This is a genomic window from Thalassospira sp. CH_XMU1458 (genome assembly GCF_037027205.1).
Classification (GTDB): domain Bacteria; phylum Pseudomonadota; class Alphaproteobacteria; order Rhodospirillales; family Thalassospiraceae; genus Thalassospira; species Thalassospira tepidiphila.
Map to the genome: position 1 here is coordinate 824,394 of NZ_JAYMDW010000001.1, position 19,930 is coordinate 844,323.

The 19,930-nt window shown below is 55.1% G+C and carries 16 protein-coding genes; 7 read left to right on the plus strand and 9 right to left on the minus strand.

Going from position 1 to position 19,930, the window contains the following annotated elements:
* The first annotated feature begins 14 nt into the window (after positions 1-14).
* Complete coding sequence (locus tag WBY09_RS03735) at positions 15-290, plus strand: DUF3572 domain-containing protein (protein WP_008888358.1); 276 nt, start codon at positions 15-17, stop codon at positions 288-290.
* Between the two features lie 23 nt (positions 291-313).
* Here the strand turns inward: WBY09_RS03735 and WBY09_RS03740 are convergent, their stop codons facing one another.
* Together WBY09_RS03740 and WBY09_RS03745 are read right to left on the minus strand one after the other, a co-directional pair.
* Positions 314-853, minus strand: a complete 540-nt coding sequence (locus WBY09_RS03740) for a GNAT family N-acetyltransferase (RefSeq protein ID WP_336232030.1) — start codon at positions 851-853, stop codon at positions 314-316.
* A gap of 38 nt (positions 854-891) precedes the next feature.
* Positions 892-1,722 carry an undecaprenyl-diphosphate phosphatase gene (locus tag WBY09_RS03745; protein WP_008888356.1) on the minus strand — a complete coding sequence of 277 codons (831 nt, stop codon included), beginning with the start codon at positions 1,720-1,722 and terminating at the stop codon, positions 892-894.
* Positions 1,723-1,987: 265 nt separating this feature from the next.
* Between WBY09_RS03745 and WBY09_RS03750 the strand changes: the two genes are divergently transcribed.
* Positions 1,988-3,418: an NAD(P)-dependent oxidoreductase gene (locus tag WBY09_RS03750; RefSeq protein WP_008888355.1), complete on the plus strand. Its 1,431-nt coding sequence runs from the start codon at positions 1,988-1,990 to the stop codon at positions 3,416-3,418.
* Between the two features lie 29 nt (positions 3,419-3,447).
* Positions 3,448-8,013 carry a glutamate synthase large subunit gene (gltB, locus tag WBY09_RS03755; protein ID WP_120224164.1) on the plus strand — a complete coding sequence of 1,522 codons (4,566 nt, stop codon included), beginning with the start codon at positions 3,448-3,450 and terminating at the stop codon, positions 8,011-8,013.
* A 172-nt stretch (positions 8,014-8,185) separates the two neighbouring features.
* Here the strand turns inward: gltB and WBY09_RS03760 are convergent, their stop codons facing one another.
* The 4 genes from WBY09_RS03760 to WBY09_RS03775 all read right to left on the minus strand — a co-directional run bounded on the left by WBY09_RS03760 (position 8,186) and on the right by WBY09_RS03775 (position 13,377).
* A complete protein-coding gene (locus tag WBY09_RS03760; RefSeq protein WP_064787560.1) occupies positions 8,186-8,413 on the minus strand; it encodes a hypothetical protein in 228 nt (75 codons plus the stop codon).
* A 157-nt stretch (positions 8,414-8,570) separates the two neighbouring features.
* Positions 8,571-8,795, minus strand: coding sequence for a hypothetical protein (locus tag WBY09_RS03765; RefSeq protein WP_062956730.1), 225 nt, complete (start codon positions 8,793-8,795; stop codon positions 8,571-8,573).
* 271 nt (positions 8,796-9,066) lie between these two features.
* The gene (locus tag WBY09_RS03770) at positions 9,067-11,427 is read right to left on the minus strand and encodes an ATP-binding protein (protein WP_336232031.1); all 2,361 of its coding nucleotides are present in this window, start codon (positions 11,425-11,427) and stop codon (positions 9,067-9,069) included.
* A gap of 45 nt (positions 11,428-11,472) precedes the next feature.
* Positions 11,473-13,377 carry an ABC transporter substrate-binding protein gene (locus WBY09_RS03775; protein ID WP_336232032.1) on the minus strand — a complete coding sequence of 635 codons (1,905 nt, stop codon included), beginning with the start codon at positions 13,375-13,377 and terminating at the stop codon, positions 11,473-11,475.
* Between the two features lie 502 nt (positions 13,378-13,879).
* Between WBY09_RS03775 and WBY09_RS03780 the strand changes: the two genes are divergently transcribed.
* From WBY09_RS03780 to WBY09_RS03795, 4 genes are all read left to right on the plus strand, one after another.
* Positions 13,880-14,131, plus strand: coding sequence for a hypothetical protein (locus WBY09_RS03780; protein WP_336232033.1), 252 nt, complete (start codon positions 13,880-13,882; stop codon positions 14,129-14,131).
* A 146-nt stretch (positions 14,132-14,277) separates the two neighbouring features.
* Positions 14,278-15,492, plus strand: a complete 1,215-nt coding sequence (locus WBY09_RS03785; RefSeq protein ID WP_336232034.1) for a hypothetical protein — start codon at positions 14,278-14,280, stop codon at positions 15,490-15,492.
* A gap of 100 nt (positions 15,493-15,592) precedes the next feature.
* Complete coding sequence (locus tag WBY09_RS03790; RefSeq protein WP_064779891.1) at positions 15,593-15,952, plus strand: TraR/DksA family transcriptional regulator; 360 nt, start codon at positions 15,593-15,595, stop codon at positions 15,950-15,952.
* Between the two features lie 84 nt (positions 15,953-16,036).
* Complete coding sequence (locus WBY09_RS03795) at positions 16,037-16,774, plus strand: hypothetical protein (RefSeq protein ID WP_336232035.1); 738 nt, start codon at positions 16,037-16,039, stop codon at positions 16,772-16,774.
* Positions 16,775-16,787: 13 nt separating this feature from the next.
* Here the strand turns inward: WBY09_RS03795 and WBY09_RS03800 are convergent, their stop codons facing one another.
* The 3 genes from WBY09_RS03800 to WBY09_RS03810 all read right to left on the minus strand — a co-directional run bounded on the left by WBY09_RS03800 (position 16,788) and on the right by WBY09_RS03810 (position 19,818).
* Complete coding sequence (locus WBY09_RS03800; protein WP_336232036.1) at positions 16,788-17,519, minus strand: Crp/Fnr family transcriptional regulator; 732 nt, start codon at positions 17,517-17,519, stop codon at positions 16,788-16,790.
* A 165-nt stretch (positions 17,520-17,684) separates the two neighbouring features.
* Entirely contained in the window at positions 17,685-18,365 is a 681-nt protein-coding gene (locus WBY09_RS03805) for a response regulator transcription factor (protein ID WP_296987480.1), read from the minus strand.
* Between the two features lie 49 nt (positions 18,366-18,414).
* Positions 18,415-19,818, minus strand: coding sequence for a cache domain-containing protein (locus WBY09_RS03810; RefSeq protein ID WP_008888343.1), 1,404 nt, complete (start codon positions 19,816-19,818; stop codon positions 18,415-18,417).
* Positions 19,819-19,930 lie beyond the last annotated feature (112 nt).

Genomic DNA, 19,930 nt, shown 5'->3' on the forward strand with positions numbered 1-19,930 from the left:
AGGCATTCGCACATATGAACAAGGAAGCTGCCGAAACTCTCGCCATTCGCGCCATCGCCCATATCGCCGGCGACGACGAATTGCTTCAGGGGTTGATCGCGCAAACCGGCATGGGGCTTGATGATCTCAAAGCCGGGATCGCCTCGAACGAGGTGCAGTGTGGTGCGCTTGAATTCCTGCTGTCGCACGAACCGTTTCTGATGCGCTTTGTCGAGGAGTCGGACTATGCCCCCGAAGATCCGGCGCGCGCCCAGATTGTGCTGTCCGGCGGTCCCATTTGGCAGGACTGACCCCGGCCCGGCAAAAGACCAGCCTAGGCGGTGATCAATTCAGGCGGATTGGCAATATCGGTCAGGTTGTCGGTGCGCAGAAGCCCGAAAATCACTGAATCACGAATGCCGATATGGGTTTTCCACTCGCCGCGCAAAACACCCTCGCGGGTGAAGCCCAGCTTTTCAAATGTTCTGATCGACGCGCGATTGTCCGGGTCGATATCGGCAAACACCCGGCGCGCAGTGGTATTTTCAAACAGATACCGGATCGCGGCATAAAGACCACGTGCGGCATAATTCCGACCGCGTGCGGCCGGGGCCACCATGCAGGCCGCTTCCCAGATATCCGCATCCCGCCCGGTGTTATAAAAGGCAATAACGCCAAGGGCCGGTCCATCGGGCGTTTCGCAAACGACCCATGAAGTATCTGCAAACCCGGCGTACCATTCCTTAAGCTTCGCGATGGTGGTTTCAATGTCCGGGGTAGCTGGTTCTGGGAGCCACAGGCAGCAATCCGGATCACCAAAAATGCGGTGCAATGCAGCGCCATCTGCCGCCGGGTCAAGGGGACGTAAAAACATGTGGGGCTCTTGGGTCTGCGTTGGACGGTGGTGGTTGATCAGCTCAGGAACGGAAGGGGCGCACCGCCATAGACGTAAATCCACACCAGAAGTCCGCCGCCCAGCAAAATGCGATAGATCGCAAACGGCGTGAAGCTGGATCGTTTCAGCCAGCTCATCAGAAGGGCGATGGCGATCAGGGCGGTGATAAACGACAGACCTGCTGCAAGAAGAACGTCTTCGGTCAGGTTGATGTCACCCGTCTGATGCAAATCGATCCCTGCCAGCAACCCGGCACCGAGAATGACCGGGATCGACATCAGCATCGAAAACTGCGCCGCGTCCGATCGTTCATACCCCATGAAGCGCGCAGCCGTCATGGTGATGCCCGACCGACTGGTACCCGGCACAAGGGCAAGAACCTGTGCAAGCCCGATAAACAGGGCACCGCCCCAGCGCATGTGTTCAAGACGGTTGATCGTCATACCGACCTTGTCGGCAAGCCAAAGCAATATCCCAAAGCCAAGTGTGGTCCAGGCAATGATTTCAACAGAGCGCAGCTGTTCCTCGATCCCGGAAACCTTGAAATAGAATCCGACGGCAATCACCGGGATGGTGGCAAGCACGATGTGAAGGGCAAGACGGGCACCGGGGTTGATTCGCCCGGTAAACAGCCGGACGAATCCGCCAAGCATGGCAAACACATCACGCCAGAAATAGATCAAAACAGCAGCCAAAGTACCGACATGCACCGCAACGTCTACCAACAAACCCTGATCCGCGCTTCCGGTAAGGGCAGGGGCCAGGACAAGGTGGCCAGATGAACTGATCGGGAGAAATTCGGTGATCCCTTGAACGATCGCCAGAAGAATAATGTGCTGTAGGGTCACGCCCGCCTCTGTGGCTGTTCGCTGCAAAAACTGATCGCTTATAGCAGTTTAGCCCATTTTGGCGAAACGCATAAATAGTACCATTATGGTACTATTGAAACAATGTTGCGGTCATTTTCCAAGGCTCTCTTTGAAAAACCGGAAAATTTGTCCGGATATTTAAGTCAGTAATATTGACCTAAATGATATTTTGTGCTGGATTCTTGCCTGTTCGACACGTATACAGAGCAAAACCCGCAACATAAAACCCTTCCAGAGGGCCGTCATGACAGAAAAGATGCTGACATTTGTTCATCTTGAACAAAAATATCCGCACAAAAGAGAAGCGTCCGAGCGCCGCACGGATTTCAACGAAATTTATGCACCGTTTGATGACAATAGTGCCGCCGATCAGTCATCGCGCTGCTCGCAGTGTGGTGTGCCATTCTGCCAGGCGCATTGCCCGCTTTATAATAACATCCCCGATTGGCTGCGCCTGACCACCGAAGGTCGCCTTGAAGAGGCTTATGCCATCTCGGCTGCAACCAACAACATGCCCGAAGTCACCGGTCGCATCTGCCCGCAGGATCGCCTGTGTGAAGGCAACTGTGTGATCGAACAGTCGACCCACGGCGCTGTTACCATCGGTTCTGTCGAAAAATACATCACCGACACCGCCTTTGCGAATGGCTGGGTGAAGCCGCCGAAACCGGCCAAGGAAAATGGCATGTCGGTTGGTATCATCGGCGGTGGCCCGGGCGGTATGGCCGCGGCCGAACAGCTGCGCCTCAAAGGATATGAAGTCCATATCTATGACCGTTATGACCGCATGGGCGGGCTGCTGGTTTATGGTATTCCGGGCTTCAAGCTTGAAAAGGATGTCGTCGAACGCCGTGTGAAGCTTCTCGAAGAAGGTGGTGTTGTCATGCACACCGAATTCGAGGTTGGCCGCGATGCGACCCTTGATGACCTGCGCAAGAAACATGACAGCGTTCTGATCGCGACCGGCGTTTACAAGGCCCGCGAGCTGAAGCTGCCCGGTGCCGGTCTTGGCAACGTCTATCCGGCACTTGAATATCTGACCACGTCCAACCGCCACGGCCTGGGCGACACGGTTCCGGCTTACGAAGACGGAACGCTGAATGCCAAGGACAAGAATGTTGTCGTGATCGGTGGTGGTGATACCGCCATGGACTGTGTCCGTACCGCGATCCGTCAGGGTGCCAAATCGGTTAAGTGTCTCTATCGCCGTGACCGTGCAAACATGCCGGGCTCGCAGCGCGAAGTCGCCAATGCCGAGGAAGAAGGTGTCGAGTTTGTCTGGCTGACCAACCCCGAAGCCTTTGTCGGCGATGACAAGGTAACCGGTGTGCGTGCGGTCAAGATGCGCCTTGGTGCCCCGGATGCCGGTGGCCGTCAGAGCCCGGAAATCATCGAAGGTTCCAGCTACACCATGGATGCCGACATGGTCATCCTGGCGCTTGGTTTCGAACCCGAAGATTTGCCGACCCTGTTTGATGCACCGGAACTGGGTGTGTCGCGCTGGGGGACGGTCAAGATCGACTTCCGCACCATGATGACCAATCTCGATGGCGTGTTTGCTGCGGGTGATATTGCCCGTGGTGCCTCGCTTGTGGTCTGGGCAATTCGCGATGGCCGTGATGCGGCTGACCGGATTGATGAGTATTTGCTGGCGCGCAAAGAAGCTGCTGCTTAAGCCCGCTGCCGCATTAGGAGAGAGACGATATGAACAAGATCGTTCAGGATAAAATGGATCAGAACCGTGGCGCTGCTGACATCGCCCGTTTTGAAAAGAACGCAGCACATCTTGAAGCCAGTGGGATGTACGACCCGGCCGAAGAACACGCCAACTGTGGTGTGGGGCTGGTCGGTGCCATTGACGGCAAACCGCGTCGCGAAGTTGTCGAAGCCGGTATCGAGGCGCTGAAAGCCATCTGGCACCGTGGTGCTGTTGATGCCGACGGCAAGACAGGTGATGGCGCAGGTATCCACCTTCAGATCCCGCAGGATTTCTTCAAGGCTTATTTGAAAGTCATCAACCAGGAAGCCCCGGACAGCCTGATCGCTGTTGGTCAAGTCTTCCTGCCGCGTATCGACATGGCCGCACAGGAACGTTGCCGTGCGATTGTTGAAACCGAAATCCTCAAACAGGGTTACGGCATTCTCGGCTGGCGTCAGGTGCCGGTTGATGTCTCGGTCATCGGCGAAAAAGCCAACCAGACCCGCCCGGAAATCGAACAGGTTCTGATCGGTGTCCGTGATGACGTCGACGAAGAAAAGTTCGAGATCGACCTTTATGCCATCCGTCGCCGCATCGAGAAGGCCGTGCTTTCCGAGGCGATCAAGGATTTCTACATCTGCTCGATGTCGTGCCGTTCGGTGATCTACAAGGGCATGTTCCTGGCCGAAGACGTCGATACCTTCTATCCCGACCTGCGCGATGATCGCTTCATCTCGAACTTCTGCGTCTATCATCAGCGCTACTCGACCAACACCTTCCCGAGCTGGCCGTTGGCACAGCCGTTCCGTGTTCTCGCCCATAACGGCGAAATCAACACGCTGCGCGGCAACGTCAACTGGATGAAAAGCCACGAAGCACGCATGGCACATGATGCCTATGCCGACAGCATCGATGATCTCAAACCGGTGATCCAGCCGGGCTCGTCTGACTCGGCCGCCCTTGATGCCGTGTTCGAACTGATGGTGCGTTCGGGTCGTGACCTTCCGATGGTCAAAACCATGATGGTGCCGGAAGCCTGGTCGAAAAAGGCATCCACGCCAGACAGCTATAAAAACCTCTATGCCTATTGCAACGCTGTGATGGAACCGTGGGACGGCCCGGCCGCCCTTGCGGCCTATGGCGGCAAATGGCTGATGGGTGGCACCGACCGTAACGGTCTGCGTCCGCTGCGTTATGCAGTAACGGGCAACGGTCTTCTGATCGCTGGTTCCGAGGCCGGTATGGTTCATATCGACGAGGAAGCCTGCGTTGAAAAAGGCCGCCTCGGCCCGGGCCAGATGATTGCGGTTAACCTCGCAGAAGGCAAACTGCTGCATGATGCCGAGCTGAAAGATCAGCTGGCAGCACGTCGCGACTGGTCGAAATGGGTTGGCCGCACCAAGGTGCTCGACGATCTGATTTCACCGGAACATGCCGAACCGGCACATTTCGAAAAAGAGCGCCTGCTGCGTATGCAAAAGGCGATGGGCCTGTCCCACGAAGACCTTGAACTGATCCTTCATCCGATGGGTGAGGACGGCAAGGAAGCCATCGGCTCGATGGGGGATGACACCCCGCTTGCGATCCTTTCGGACCGTTATCGCGGCTTGCATCACTTCTTCCGTCAGAACTTCTCGCAGGTCACCAACCCGCCGATCGACAGTCTTCGTGAAGCGCGCGTCATGAGCCTGAAAACCCGTCTGGGCAACCTTGGCAACATTCTGGATGAGGATGAAAGCCAGTGTGACTTGCTCCAGCTCGAAAGCCCCGTTCTGACCAACGCCGAATATGACGCCATGCGCGGCTATATGGGCGAAAGTGCTGTTGAAATCGACACCACCTTTGACATCAGTGGTGGGCAGACGGCCCTGCGTGATGCGATCACCCGCATTCAGCGCGAAGCCGAGGAAGCTGTGCGCGGCGGTGCCCTGCACATCATTCTGACCGACGAAGGCATTTCTGAAACCCGTGCCGCGATCCCGATGATACTTGCGACCGGTGGCGTTCACAGCTACCTCGTCAAGACGTCGCTGCGCACCTATATCTCGCTCAACGTTCGCTCGGCCGAATGCATGGATGTGCATTACTTTGCCGTTCTGATCGGTGTGGGGGCGACGACGGTCAACGCCTATCTCGCACAGGAAGGTCTGCTGGATCGTTATGCACGTGGCCTGTTCCCGAATGTGAACAGCACCGCCGAAGTCATGCAGCGCTTCAAGGCCGCAATTGATGCCGGTCTGCTCAAGATCATGTCGAAAATGGGCATCTCGATCATCAGCTCCTATCGTGGTGGCTACAACTTCGAAAGCATCGGTCTGTCGCGGTCGCTTGTGGCTGAATTCTTCCCGGGCATGCCGTCGCGCATTTCGGGGATCGGCCTTCAGGGTATTCAGCGCCGCACCATCGCCCAGCACAAAGAAGCCTTTAACGGCAATGTCGTGACGCTTCCGGTGGGTGGTCTTTATAAGTATCGTCGCAGTGGCGAACGTCACGTCTGGACCGGTCCGCTGATCCACACCTTGCAGTCCGCTGTGACGTCTGGCAGCTACAACACCTTCCGCAAATTCTCCGAAGGTCTGCGGTCGCGTGAACCGCTTCATCTGCGTGATCTTCTTGATTTCCGCAGTGACCATAGCCCTGTTCATCAGGACAAGGTCGAAAGCATCACCGAAATCCGCAAGCGTTTCGTAACCCCGGGCATGTCCCACGGCGCGCTCTCGACCGAGGCGCACGAAGCCTTGGCGATTGCCATGAACCGCATCGGTGCGAAATCGAACTCCGGTGAAGGTGGTGAATCGCGTGAACGTTTCCGTCCGCGTGCGAACGGTGACAATGCGCGTTCCTCGATCAAGCAGGTCGCATCGGGGCGTTTCGGTGTAACTGCCGAATACCTCAACAACTGCGAAGAAATCCAGATCAAGGTCGCCCAGGGTGCAAAACCGGGCGAAGGTGGTCAGCTGCCGGGCTTCAAGGTCACGGTGGAAATTGCCCAGCTTCGTCATGCAACGCCGGGTGTGACCCTGATTTCACCGCCGCCGCACCATGACATCTACTCTATCGAAGATCTGGCACAGCTGATCTATGACCTCAAACAGATCAACCCTCGCTGCCGCGTCTGCGTCAAGCTGGTGTCGCGTTCGGGTGTCGGGACGATTGCCGCTGGTGTTGCCAAGGCAAAAGCCGACGTGATCCTGATTTCCGGTTATGACGGTGGTACGGGTGCAAGCCCGCAGACCTCGATCAAATATGCCGGCGTTCCATGGGAAATGGGCCTGTCGGAAGTCAACCAGGTCCTGACGCTCAACAACCTGCGTGACAAGGTCAAGCTGCGCGTTGACGGTGGTTTCAAAACCGGCCGTGACGTGGTGATCGGTGCCATGCTCGGTGCCGAGGAATTCGGTATCGGCACGGCTTCCCTGATCGCACTTGGTTGCATCATGGTGCGTCAATGCCATTCGAACACTTGCCCGGTTGGTGTCTGTACCCAGGATCCGGCACTGCGTGCCAAGTTCGTCGGTACAGCAGACAAGCTGGTCAACCTGTTCACCTTCATGGCCGAGGAAGTCAAAGACGTTCTGGCCGAGCTTGGCTATACCCGCCTCGAAGAAGTTATTGGCCGCTCCGATCTGCTTCAGCAGGTTCACCGTGGTGCCAAGGACCTTGTTGACCTTGACCTTAACCCGCTTCTGGCACAGGCAGATGCAGGCGATCATGCCCGCTTCTGCACCATCGAAGGCCGTAACGAAGTACCGGATACCCTTGATGCCCAGATGATCAAGGATGCCCGTCCGCTTCTGGAAGACGGCGAAAAGATGCAGCTGCAGTACAACATCCAGAACACCCAGCGTGCGATTGGGACCCGGATGTCGTCACTGATCACGCAGAAATACGGCATGACCGGCCTGAAACCGGGCCACCTCCATGTCCGTCTGCGTGGCTCGGCTGGTCAGTCGCTTGGTGCCTTTGCCGTGCAGGGGCTCAAGATCGAAGTCCAGGGCGATGCCAACGACTATGTCGGCAAGGGCCTTTCGGGCGGAACGATCGTTCTGCGTCCGCGCCCAAGCAGCTCGCTTAAGACCAACGAAAACACCATCATCGGCAACACCATTTTGTATGGTGCGACCGCAGGCAAGCTGTTTGCCGCTGGTCAGGCCGGTGAGCGTTTCTGTGTGCGTAACTCCGGTGCGACCGTTGTGGTCGAAGGCTGTGGCTCGAACGGTTGTGAATATATGACCGGTGGCACGGCTGTCATTCTTGGCTCCGTTGGTGAAAACTTCGGTGCTGGCATGACCGGTGGCATGGCGTTCATCTATGACCGCGACAATACCTTTGCCGATGTCGTTAATGATGGCTCCATCCTGTATCAGCGCATTGAAACCCAGCATTGGGACGAACATTGCCGTTCTCTGATCGAAGAGCATGTGGCCGAAACCGAAAGTGGTTTTGCGCGCACCATCCTCGATAACTGGGACCGTGAACGCGGCAACTTCTGGCAGATCGTGCCAAAAGAAATCGTCGACAAGCTGGAACACCCCATTCGCTCCGAGAGCGAAAACCAGGCAACTGCGTGATCCCTCACGCTTTTGCGCAAGCTCCCTTGTCCAACACACCTGGACAAACGAACTCGCCCCGTACTTCGGTACGGGGCTTTTTTCTTTTAGGGAGTTGCCTTGCTTGAACCCACGAAAGCACGTCAAATGCCCGCGTTCCTTAAGGGAACGTCACGACGCAACGATCTGCTGGTTAAAGCACGATGTTCAGATAAGTCCCGCGCCGCGCATTATGGTCAATCTGATCGGTTGCGATCAGGTTGCGCAGGCGGGCAAGCTGGGATGCGATGAAACTGTCCGATGACGGCTGGTCTGAATTGGCACCAACGCGTCCCCGCGAAACCATACCGCCCTGCGGACGCGCGCGCGCATCCTGAAGGCCTGTATGGGAGGAGCCTGTGCCAATTCTGTTGGTGGTCATCTGATCGTCCACGATTGATGTTGGGCTTACCCTAGCACGTGGTCAGACGTTTGTCATGATCGCGTGATGCGCCGCATCAAAGCGCAATCCGTGGTCCAGACAGAAAGAAGGGTGGCCATAAAAGACCACCCCGGAGGAAGCTAACGAGAGGGAAAAATCACGTTAGGATATTAACCTTGGTGCCACGATTGCCGCTGGTTTCAAGCGGCTGGTGTTCGGTGACGATGGAGCCGATCACCTTGGCAAGACCGGTTGCCTTATTGATCGCGCCTTCTGCGGCTGCGAAAGGCAAAGACGGGTCTGCACCACCTTTGGGCGTAATTGCATCATTCACGGCCTGTGCCGCTGAACCAAGTCCTGAACCTTGAACTGAGCCGATCATCCTGACCTCTTTATCTGTCCGGGTGGGCGATGCCCATCAATCTTTACCGGGTTCTTCAAATCTGTCTGAAGTTCACGGTATGGGCTTGTTAGGTTCATATAAGTGATGGTTGTCACACTATCCAGTGCTGTCGTAATCCCAACCCCGCCAATTGCTTGGTTTGCAAGCATTTTAACTAATATAGCTGGGTAAGATTTTTTTAACCATTCGGCGAAAATTCCGTGATTTCGCGATGGTCAGGGTTGGGGACTCGATCCGTTGAGCAGCGATGTCAGCTCGACTGCGCCCGTTCGGATGCGAGTTTGAGCGCATCATGCACCGCTTTTTGCAACTTGCCGGGGCGGAACGGCTTTTTGACAAACACGTAATTACCCAAAAGATTGTCCAGTTCCTTGCGTGATCGCGCCGGATAACCGGACATGAACACCACGCCATAGCGCGGGTTCTGGCGCAATGCTTCGATGATCAGTTGCGGGCCACTGCGACCGGGCAAGACGACGTCGGTCAGAATCACATCAAATGCCGCATCACCCGTGTTGGTTTGCAGGATCACCAACGCTTCTTCGGTGCTTTTCGCGATCTCGGTGCGATAACCGGCATCATCCAGGATGATTTGGGCGGTGGTGCGCAGGGCCTGTTCATCATCAACAATCAGAACACGCTCGCCATTGCCGGGGAAGACGCCGATCTCGTCAACTTCGTCCTCGGGCTCCGCGCCGGGTTCCGAACGCGGCAGATAGATCGAGAACGTCGTTCCTTCGCCCTCGACACTTTCAAGATTGATAAAGCCGTGGGCCTCTTCGACCCAGCTATGAACAATCGAAAGCCCAAGTCCGGTGCCCTTGCCCGGCTCCTTGGTCGAGAAGAAGGGCTCGAAAATATGGTCGATCACATCTTCGGGAATCCCGGTGCCGGTATCCTGCACGGTGATGACAACAAACTGGCCTTCCACCTCAGGCGGATAGATATCCTCGTCTTCATCGGCTTCGCGCTGTGCCAGCGGCGGAATATCGGCACTGCTGCATGAAATCTGCAGCGTGCCGCCATCGGGCATCGCATCGCGCGCATTGATCGCAAGGTTGAGGATACAGGCCGACAATTGCGTCGGATCAACCCTTGTATGAAGGTCAGCCTCGTCGGCCCAGATTTGCAGATCAATCCGGTGCTCAAGCAAGGTCACCAGCAGTTTTTCCATCTCCGCAAAGATGCTTTCAACCCGGACATTTTTCGGCTGATCGATCCTGCGGCGCGAGAACATCAAAAGCTGGTCGGCAACACCGGTCGCCCGCTCGCCAAGCGAGATGACGTGATCAAGGTATTCCTTCACCCGATCGGGGTCATCAATCTTGGCACGTGCCACTTCGGCGAAACTCAGGATACCGGCAAGGCAATTGTTGAATTCATGGGCAACACCGCCGGCCATCTGGCCCACCGCCTCAAGCTTTTGCGATGTGGCAAGCTGGCGCTGCAGGGCTTGCTGTTCCTCCGCGGCACGATGCTGTTCGGTAATGTTGCTGCCCGTCCCGCGATAGCCGTTGAAACTGCCATCCAGCGCAAAGACCGGAACGCCATTGATCCGCCCGAACTGCTTTTCACCATCCCGCGATGTCCAGGAAAATTCGACGTTGTAGAACGCGGTATGTTCATCAAGATGGCGTTGCAGATATTGCCACCCCTCCGGGTGTTCCGGATGAAGCCCAAGTTTGTCAAACGACTGCCCCTGCGGGGAGCCGTTGATTTCCTCGATCAGCTGATAAAACTTGTAGGACGCAAAGGCGATTTTGAAATCACTGCCCATCTCCCAGTACCAGTCGGCGGAAGACAGGGTAAAGTCGCGGAAACGCTCTTCGCTGTCGCGCAAGGCGTTCTGGGCAGCCTGATGTTGCTGGGTGCGGCGTTCCAGACTTTCGGCCATGGCATTGAGCCCGCGCTCCAAAATGCCGATTTCGTCACGTCCCATCGGTGTCAGCCGCGAACTCAGCTTGCCGACCTGGATCTTGTTAACAAACTGTGCCGCTGTGATCAGTCGCTTAAGCACCGTGTGCTGGGTAAACAGGAAAATCAGTGCAGAGGTCAGCAACACACAAAGGATCGAGCCGATCACAAGCACCGACTGCATCTGGCGCTGGCTTTCTTCAAGGCCCTTGGTCGACACCTTGAGATAGACATACATGAAGGGCTGATTGGCATTCAGCGCAAAGATCGGCGTGATGCTGACCATGCTGGACCCGGTATCGTCATCGACCGTGAACAGGGTCTGCTCTCTCATGTCGGCGCGAAGCTGTTCGGTCGGGAAGTCCGGTAACGAGCTGATCGACGCACCGATCATCAACGGGTCGGTTGAATGATAGATGGTGCCGTCAAAACCGACAGCCAGCGCTTGCTGCAAATGCCGTCCAAGCAGAAGTTCCATCTGCTCGGGGTCGCTCAGAATAGAGACCTTGAGTTGTTCCTGCTGAATAAGCCGTCCGGGTGTGCTGATCTGTTCCGCAATCCTGCGGTCAATTTCGGCCCCGAAATAGTTCACATAATAACCGCCAAACAGACCAAAAAGGATGGTTTCCACGACAATGATCGCAAATGCGATCTTGAAAACCAGACTGCCGATCAGTCGGTCAAACAGCGTCCTCAAGTTAATTCTGCCCCCATTCAGAATGATGCGTGTTTGTCGTGGATTTTACTCGGGCTGAATAAAATACTGACTTGGATTGGTCGGCGCAGGTGTCGCATAACTCCAGGCGGCAGGCATGACCTTGGGAACGTTGTGGAAGTCCCGTGCCACCACGCCTTTTCTGTTTGGCGGTAATGCAATTCCCATAAGGTAAAACTGATTTGCACTGATGTCGAGAATATCGCGCATCAGTTGATTTTGTTTTTCCGCATTTGCTGTCGCTTTCAGTTGATCATAAAGCGCAAGCTGATCGCGAACATCTTGGGGCGGGGTGATGGCATCGGGGCTTTCCGGGTTCAGGTACCAGTTGGCCCATCCGGTTGCATACCAGGACGATTCAGAAGACATCGGCAGGTAATTGATCGGGGTGAGCATCGCATCAAGACCGCCATCACCACCCCACGCACTGGCATTGTGTTCATTGCGTTCGCGCAAAGCGACAAATTCGTCACGTGCAAGGTTCCGGGCTCTGACATCAATGCCAAGTTCACGCCAATAGCCCATGACCGCATCGAGCATCTGAAAGCGTTCCGCACCCTCGGTATCAATCGTGAATGAAAGCGGCTTGCCATCCGGACGCAACAGGATGCCGTCATCATTGATGGTGGTCAGTCCCGCTTTCGCAATATAGCTCCGCGCCAGTTCGACATTATATGCCATGAACTGTCGCGCCAGCACCGTGTGATATTGCGGGCTTTCCGGTCTTGGTGCCGCCTGATGGGGCAAGGCACCGGGAACAAAGCGATCAATGATGGTCTCGCGATCAATCGCATATGACAGGGCAACGCGAAAATCCTTGTTCTGGAAAATGTCGCGCAGCACCGGGTCCTTGTCATTGAGGTTAAGCGACAAGGTCAGGATATTCATATCGCTCTCGATCAGCGTGAAGGCCTGAAGATCCTTGTTTTGAGCCAGAACTTCGTTGGCGCGCGTGCCGATATGGCGTTCTTGCATATTGACCTTGCCGGCAATTGCCGCATCCCCAGCCGCACTTTTTGACGGCACCAGTGTCATGGAAACCGTGTCGATATAGGGAAGTTGCCGGCCGGTCGGATCAATTTTCCAGTAATAGGGATTGCGCTTGGCGATCAGTGGATCGTCCTTGCCATATACCCCGGTAAGCACCCAGGCATTCAGGGTCGGCACATCGGGATTGTTCCAGCGCGTCGGGTCATCAATCGTACCGGGCTGCCCAAATACGTCGATAAAACGCTCTTTCCAGCCGGCATAACCCATCTTCTGGGCGTCGGCATTGGCATTGGCATTATATTTCGGCAAAAGCGGCTTCAGAAAATGCGCCGGATAGCTTACCGGCTCAACACCTTCGGGGCGGGCAAGGGCGGTCGGGAAAAGGCCGTATGGCTTGCTGAAACGAAACGCAACGGTATAGGGATCAATCTCGTCGACTTGCACGGTATTGCCACCTGATGTCAACCATTCCGGCACCGCATCGGCAAAGGCCGGATTGTTCAGGATATCCTCGTACCAGAAAACGATGTCATCGGCCGTGAATGGCGTGCCATCCGACCACCGCATGCCTTGTCGCAGACGGAAAAAGAACTCGGTTGCATCGCTGCTGGGCTGGAATGACAGGGCGACATTGGGGATGGTCGAAGACCATTGCGGGGTCCAGCGCAGAAGTGGCTCATATCCAATCGTCCTGATCAGCAGGGCATGGTCACGGCTGTTACGCTGCGCCATTTTCCATGTGCCGCCATAGGTTCCGACCCGTTCATTGGGGGTGACGATCATCGGTGCGGTCGGCAAGCGATCCTTGACCGGCGGCAGATTTCCGTCCTCAACCAGTTTGGCAAGTTCGGGTGCTTCACCAAATTCAACGGCATGCGTTTTGGCAACGCCAGTCAGCATTGTGGTCAGTGCAACAATCAGGATAAGAGTATGGTGCCTCACAAAAACCTGGCCCCCCTTTTGGATTTGTGTGCTCTGGTCTAAAGTATTGCGACAACTACCCTAAAGTGGTGGTAAGTTGATCCTCCCAAACTAGATAGAGTGATCGAGTTGTGGAAGTACAAAATTTGCAATCACGCGTTTTTTTGTATCGATTCATTGCGCGGTGAAATTGCTATATGTGAAATGCGTTTCGGTTTTCAAACGCATTTTCATCGGTGATCAAATGATCAAACCGTCCGCTCGATTGGGAAAAATTTAGCGTCGCGCCCATCTTTTTTCTTCTTATTTTAACTCGACCCTAGCATCCGAAACGCCCGGAAATCAAAGTTTCTTTTAAACTAATATAACGATCTGAAGCGGCTGAGAGCCCCTTGCAAGATGGGATTGGATTTGCACTCTGTCGGGGCAGCCCAATATGATGACTGTGTCACAATGCGAACCGAAAGTTGTGCCAATGACGCAATCAGATAACAGCGATAAAACAGGGAATGGACCGTCATTTTTGCCCGGTCCAAAGCCTGCGGCACCGATCCCCCGTTACGAATCGGGTTCGGATTCGCGTTTGCGCGAAAGATTGCGCGCAACAACGGCGGGCGTATCGCCTGTTTCCGGATCCGACGATCAGGACCGGTTCAATCTGGCCGGCATTGAGGGCATGATTGATCGCAAAAAGGCCAATGTCGCCGCCAGGATCGTCGACACCGACCCCGAACAGGCATTGCGCGTGATCCGCAACTGGCTGCTGGGCAACTAGTTTCCACCACAACACACACCCGGCCTACCATCCCATGCTATCCCCTCGGCTGTTTGAAGCCATTTGTCGATAATGCTTTGGATCTGCACGGGTATTTGTCATGGTTTTACATGATCAATATCTTTTGAAATATCGGGGGCAGGGGTTTGACGGATTTTAGTAAACTGATCACGGTGCAGTTCTGCGTTTTTGATCCCGACTATGTCGCGCAGCAAAAAACATATGCCGCAAAGCTGGCCCCGCTGCAGGATAAACTGATCGCCGCCCAGCAAACCGGCAACAGCCTGGCGGCCTCCGATCAACAGATGATCGAATGCAAATGGCTGCTGCAATACACCGCCGACTGGAAGGCGCTTGATCAAAAGCTGGACGGCTTTGCCAGTTCGCTGAACAATCCTGATCAGGCCTGGGCGGAAAAACAGGTCGCAAGCGATGGCTCCTGGGGGCCGTGTTACGATCAATGGTTCCTCAAAGTCGATGCGATGATTGATGCGGTCAATACCCTGGCCGATGAAGGCAAGGCGCCTGAATACCCGCTTGCCTTTCTGGAGCCGATTTCAACACCCGCCAAAATGACGGCCTGGCTTGATGATCAAAAGACATCGCGGATTTTTGCCGATGGTCTGGATCGCCGTGATGCCCTTGGGGCTGTTACGGCGGCACTTTCACAGATGTGCTTTAAAAGCGAAATCCGCGATTATTTCAAAACCAACGTAAAGGGTTTTGATCTGACCGATGATTACATCTCGGCCTATAAGTCATGGCTTGATGACTGGCAGGATGGTCAAAGTGGTTATTGGGGCGGTTGGTTTGACACCACCGATCAGGGCGTTCTCAAAAGCAGCGACCTTAGCCTGACATTCCACAATATCTCTTACCAGCATGGCAAGGTCGATCTGTGGACGCAAATTTTCAACACCACGCTTGCGATCCGCGACGATGCCTATCCGTTCGGCTGGAAGCACAATGGTGATTTCAACAATCACAACAACTATGACGTGACCAAGATTTTCGATCTTGGCTGGTCAAAGGTTGATGGCGCGACACAAGATGCAGCATCCAAAGATATCGCCTTGGTGATTGATTGGTGCCTGACCAAATCCATGACGCCCGATGGCGGCTTTATCGATGACCCGACCTTCTATAACTCGGTCGGGGCCGCCTATTACTACGGCGTTTCGTTCCTGGATCAGGCGGGATATTTCGCCACAACCGCGCCCTTCTGGACTGACAAGCCGTTCCCGGATGGGCCCGCCCTTTGCTGCAAAATCCAGAAAAAGATCAAATCCGAAGGCCTTGATGATGACGAAGCCAAGGCAGCGCTTGAAAAACTCGTCGATGCCTGCGGCAATTGCACGTAATCGGCAAAATCTTTGAATAATTTGATCTATGCATTGGCGAAAGAGGGATCACTGCACCCATATTAATAGCTAAGAACAACAACGTATAATGAGGTTTCGGATGACGGATCGAACAGACATTGATCTTGCGAAATTGCGCACCCGGCTGGAGGAAAGACGCGCCGAGATTCTGGCTCATTCAACCCACTCGGAAGATTATCGCAAGCCGGTCGAACTGGATCAGCAGGCGGTCGGTCGTCTGTCGCGGATGGATGCCCTGCAAAATCAGGAAATGCATCTTGAACAGGAACGCCGCCGCGTGGTCGAGCTGGAGCAGATTGAAAAAACCCTCAAGCGCATGGATGATGACCAATACGGTCATTGCCACAATTGCGGCGAACCGATTGCCGCCAAGCGCCTCGAATTCGATCCGACCACACCGCTTTGCGTCGATTGCGCTGATCATGTGAGCCATGTCTGATCGTTGCGCGTAAAGGGAATATCGCAAACGCTGCGTGCGGGTGTTTCTGTGCGCAGCGTTTTCTTTAAAGCCAGGAGAAACGGTTTGCCAGCTTTCGGGCAACGCAATGATCAGATTGGAAAAGGCTGCATCTTGTGCGCGCTTTTGATCGTTCTGGCTGCGCTGCTGTTTCTTCCCAATTTGGCCCGTGCCCAAGGCATCTGTGCGCCGATCAGTGCGCCCGAAGCCTTCCTTGAATTCAATCACATGGATCCGATGCTTGATCGGCACCGCTCGGTGCGCTGGCTCAACAGCCGTGCCGGGGGCAGTCCGCGTTTTCTCGTGACGGGCCTCACCGAATATGAAGTTCAGGCATCTTTCGATATGCGCTTTGAACCGCGCCAAGTCGGCTTTGGCCGTTATTGCCTTGATCCGGTGCGGGTCAATCCCAAGGTCGATGTCGTCAAACATCTGGTCTATATCGCGTCCGAGCTTGAACGCGGTACCTGCGAATATGATGTGGTTTACGCCCACGAAGGCGAACATGTGAAGATCAATCAAGGCATGGAGGCCGACATTCGTGCCGCCCTTGATGATCTGGTCAATGATGTCGTCAGACAGGTCGGTGCCATGTTCCCGATGCCCGCGGACAATGCACAACGCGCCATGCGGCGGCTGATTTCGGAATATGGCCGGGATTTCAAAAGACGGCTGAACGATATTCGCAGGCGGAGTGCGGAAAAACACAAACGGATCGATACGCCGCAGGAATATGAAAAGCTGTCACTGGCCTGTGGGCCGAACTCGGCCTTTCAGACCGTCTTGCAGGATGCCGCAAGATAGGATTTGTCGGGGATCAGTCGGCGTAATTGCCGTCATCCGCGGCGTCCATTCCCGCAACTTCGCGTAAGCCCCCAAGATCAAGCCCAAAGACATTGCGTGATTTGAATTCCAGCAGGTCATGACGTCTGAAATCGGCGATGATCCGGCTGGCCGTTTCGGTGGTAATGCCAAGCATCGCACCAATATCTTCGCGCCCCGGAAGGGTGCAGGTTTCGGTCACATCATCATGTAAAAACAGGCAAAGCCGGGCGACCCGTTCTCGTGCCGTACCGGTCGACATCTGGGTCAGCCAGTTATCGGATTCCATTACCGCCTGATGCCAGCGATTAAGCACCTGCTTGTGCAAACGCGGGCTTTCGCGATCAAGCTTTTCAATCACCGCAATCGGAATGCGGCACAGCTTGCTGTCCTGAAGGGCCTCGGCGTGGTGGGTGAAACATTCGCTGACCAGGGACTCAAGTCCGATGGTGCCGCCGGGTTTGACAAGGCGCACCACCCGCTGATTGCCATCCGGCAGGTAATGGACAAGTTTGATCAAGCCACTGCGCAGCGTGAAAATCGATTGCGCCTGATCACCGGCATTATAAAGCGTATTGCGTTTGGGCAGGGTGATGTCTTCAACCGGCATATGGACAAGTTTGAAATCCTCATCCGTCAGGTTGTTGAACAGGGCAAATTTCCGCACACCACATTCGCGGCATCGCGCAAGTTCGGGTCGGAATGTATAGCTTGTTGTATGGTTCACGCGTGCCACCCATGACAACGGGCTGATCCGGTTGTCGGTCAGTCCCTGTTACGCAGGTATAAAGAATATAATGAGTCCAGTTTTCGAGCTAATCTACCGTATCAGAATGTGAAATCATTTCATAGTCATGCATGACCACGTCACATGCGCGGACCGTTTCTGATTTCAGCTCGCAGAATCCAGCGTTACCAGACCCTTTTCAATGGCATAGCGGACAAGACCGGCCGAACTGTCGATATCAAGTTTGCGCTTGATATTGCGGCGGTGCGTTTCCACCGTGCGTACACTGATATCAAGTTCGCGGGCAACGTGCTTGTTGCTCGCCCCTTTGGCCAACAGGCGCAAAACCGTGCGTTCGCGCGATGTCAACGGCACGCCGTCATTGTTGCTGTCTTCGCCATCACTGATGCGATCGAATGTGGAACTATACGCCTCACCGCCATTGGCGATGGTTTCAATCGCACGCACCATGTCATTGGATGACACATCTTTCAGGATAAAGCCCTTTGCACCGGCCTGCTGGGCGGTGCGCAGATATTCCGGGTTTTCGTGCATCGACAGGATGACAACCTTGGTATCAGGCAGGGTTTCACGGAACTTTTCGGCGGCCTCCAATCCGTTCATCACCGGCATCGAAATGTCCATCAGGACAATATCAGGATGCAGGTCACCGGCCATGGTCAATGCCTCGGCCCCGTTGCCGGCCTCGCCAACGATATTGATATGTTCAAAACATTCCAGTCGCGACCGGATGCCATCCATGACAAGCGCGTGATCGTCGCAAAGCAAAATCCGCAATGGCCGATGGGTGGAATAAACTTCGTTGGCAATGGTGGCATTGGTCATGGATCAAACGAGTTCCTGTCGCGTGACTGTCGGGTTGTGCGTCATCAGATTAACCGCTGATAGCGTCATGGGGTAGGGCATTCTGGCTGTTGGCGGGAATAAATGCAGTGATTTTCGTCCCGTCGTCCGGTTCGGAGCGCACCGAAAGCCCGCCACCATGGAATTCCATGCGTTCGCGCATGTTGCGCAAACCAATGCCCGCCCGCGGATCGCGGTTGCGGATATAGCGGTTGGTTTCAAACCCGACACCGTTATCGGCAATGCGCATGATGATGCTGCTGCCTTCGCGTTTGATCGAAATTTTCACCACCGTCGCATCGGCATGGCGTTCGATATTGGTCAGCGTCTCCTGCAACACGCGATACAGCGTTGTCTTCTTGTCGATATCAAGCTGCCCGTCAACATTGTCGCATTTCACCTCGATCAGGATGCCGGACCGGTCCTGAAGTTCGGCACACATGCTTTCGATCGCGGGCTTCAGGCCAAGATCATCAAGCACGGCCGGGCGCAAATCGCGCGAAATCCGCCGCACTTCATGGATGGCGTCCTGCAATCGGTTGGCGGCCTTTTCCATGGGCTCGATCGCGTTGTCACGTTTCTGGGTGATGCGTGCAATCGCGGTTTCAACCGCATATTTGACCGAAACCAATATCTGACTGATCCCGTCATGCAGCTCGCGCGACACGCGCAGGCGCTCCTGTTCCTGCACATCGACCACCCGGTGGGTCAGTTCCTTAAGCTTTGAGTCGGCAAGTTTGCGTTCGGACAATGTGACCACCGTGCCCGATATCCCCACCAGCAACACCGCAAGGATCGTCACCCCGATGATCGACATGGTGGTTTCGCGGATATGGGTGGAAACCTCGGCCTCGATCTCGGTGACCTGTTCGGCGATATCGTCGATATAAATGCCCGTACCGATCATCCAGTCCCATTTATCCAGCATCAGGGAATAGGTGATCTTTTCGGTCGGCTCCCCGGTCGATGGCTTTTCCCAGACATGGCGCATGAAATCGCCACCCTTTTCCGCATTGAAAATCAGGCCCTGAATGACTGTGTTGCCATTGATATCGCGCAGGTTCCAATAGGTCCGGCCAAGGCGCCAGGGCTGCGGCGGATCGACAAGGGCCGTGCCATCGCGGTCATAAATAAAGAAGTATCCATCCTCGCCATAAGACAGATCTTCGATGATCGCTTTCACACGTTCTTTTGACACCGCATCCAGCGGGCTTGCCACCGAATAGATGTGGTCGATCGATTTCATCGCCAGCTCAAGGTAGCTTTTCAGCTCGTCCTTTCTGGCCTGAAGAATGTTGCGTTCAAAGGTCCTGATCTCGGCCTCGGCCAGGCGTTCGGCCTGGGCAAACACCAGCCAGGAGATCGCAGATGCCGCCAGAACCAGCGGCAGGATCGAGAGCAGCAAAAACTTTAGTCGAAGATTGAGCTTCGGCATGGGCGTAACCGTTTCGGGAATTTCCGTTTTTCTGATCGCGGACAATAGCATATCCGCGCCAAAAGTCGCTGAAAGATCGCGGTTTTCCCATCGCCCTGATTGAGAAGGCCGG

Bases quoted from the DNA above. Each gene is read 5' to 3' on its own strand.
- gltB (WP_120224164.1), top strand. From the start codon at position 3,448: ATGAACAAGATCGTTCAGGATAAAATGGATCAGAACCGTGGCGCTGCT.
- WBY09_RS03750 (WP_008888355.1), top strand. From the start codon at position 1,988: ATGACAGAAAAGATGCTGACATTTGTTCATCTTGAACAAAAATATCCG.
- WBY09_RS03760 (WP_064787560.1), bottom strand. From the start codon at position 8,413: ATGACCACCAACAGAATTGGCACAGGCTCCTCCCATACAGGCCTTCAG.
- WBY09_RS03805 (WP_296987480.1), bottom strand. From the start codon at position 18,365: ATGACCAATGCCACCATTGCCAACGAAGTTTATTCCACCCATCGGCCA.
- WBY09_RS03735 (WP_008888358.1), top strand. From the start codon at position 15: ATGAACAAGGAAGCTGCCGAAACTCTCGCCATTCGCGCCATCGCCCAT.
- WBY09_RS03765 (WP_062956730.1), bottom strand. From the start codon at position 8,795: ATGATCGGCTCAGTTCAAGGTTCAGGACTTGGTTCAGCGGCACAGGCC.
- WBY09_RS03790 (WP_064779891.1), top strand. From the start codon at position 15,593: ATGACGGATCGAACAGACATTGATCTTGCGAAATTGCGCACCCGGCTG.
- WBY09_RS03810 (WP_008888343.1), bottom strand. From the start codon at position 19,818: ATGCCGAAGCTCAATCTTCGACTAAAGTTTTTGCTGCTCTCGATCCTG.
- WBY09_RS03740 (WP_336232030.1), bottom strand. From the start codon at position 853: ATGTTTTTACGTCCCCTTGACCCGGCGGCAGATGGCGCTGCATTGCAC.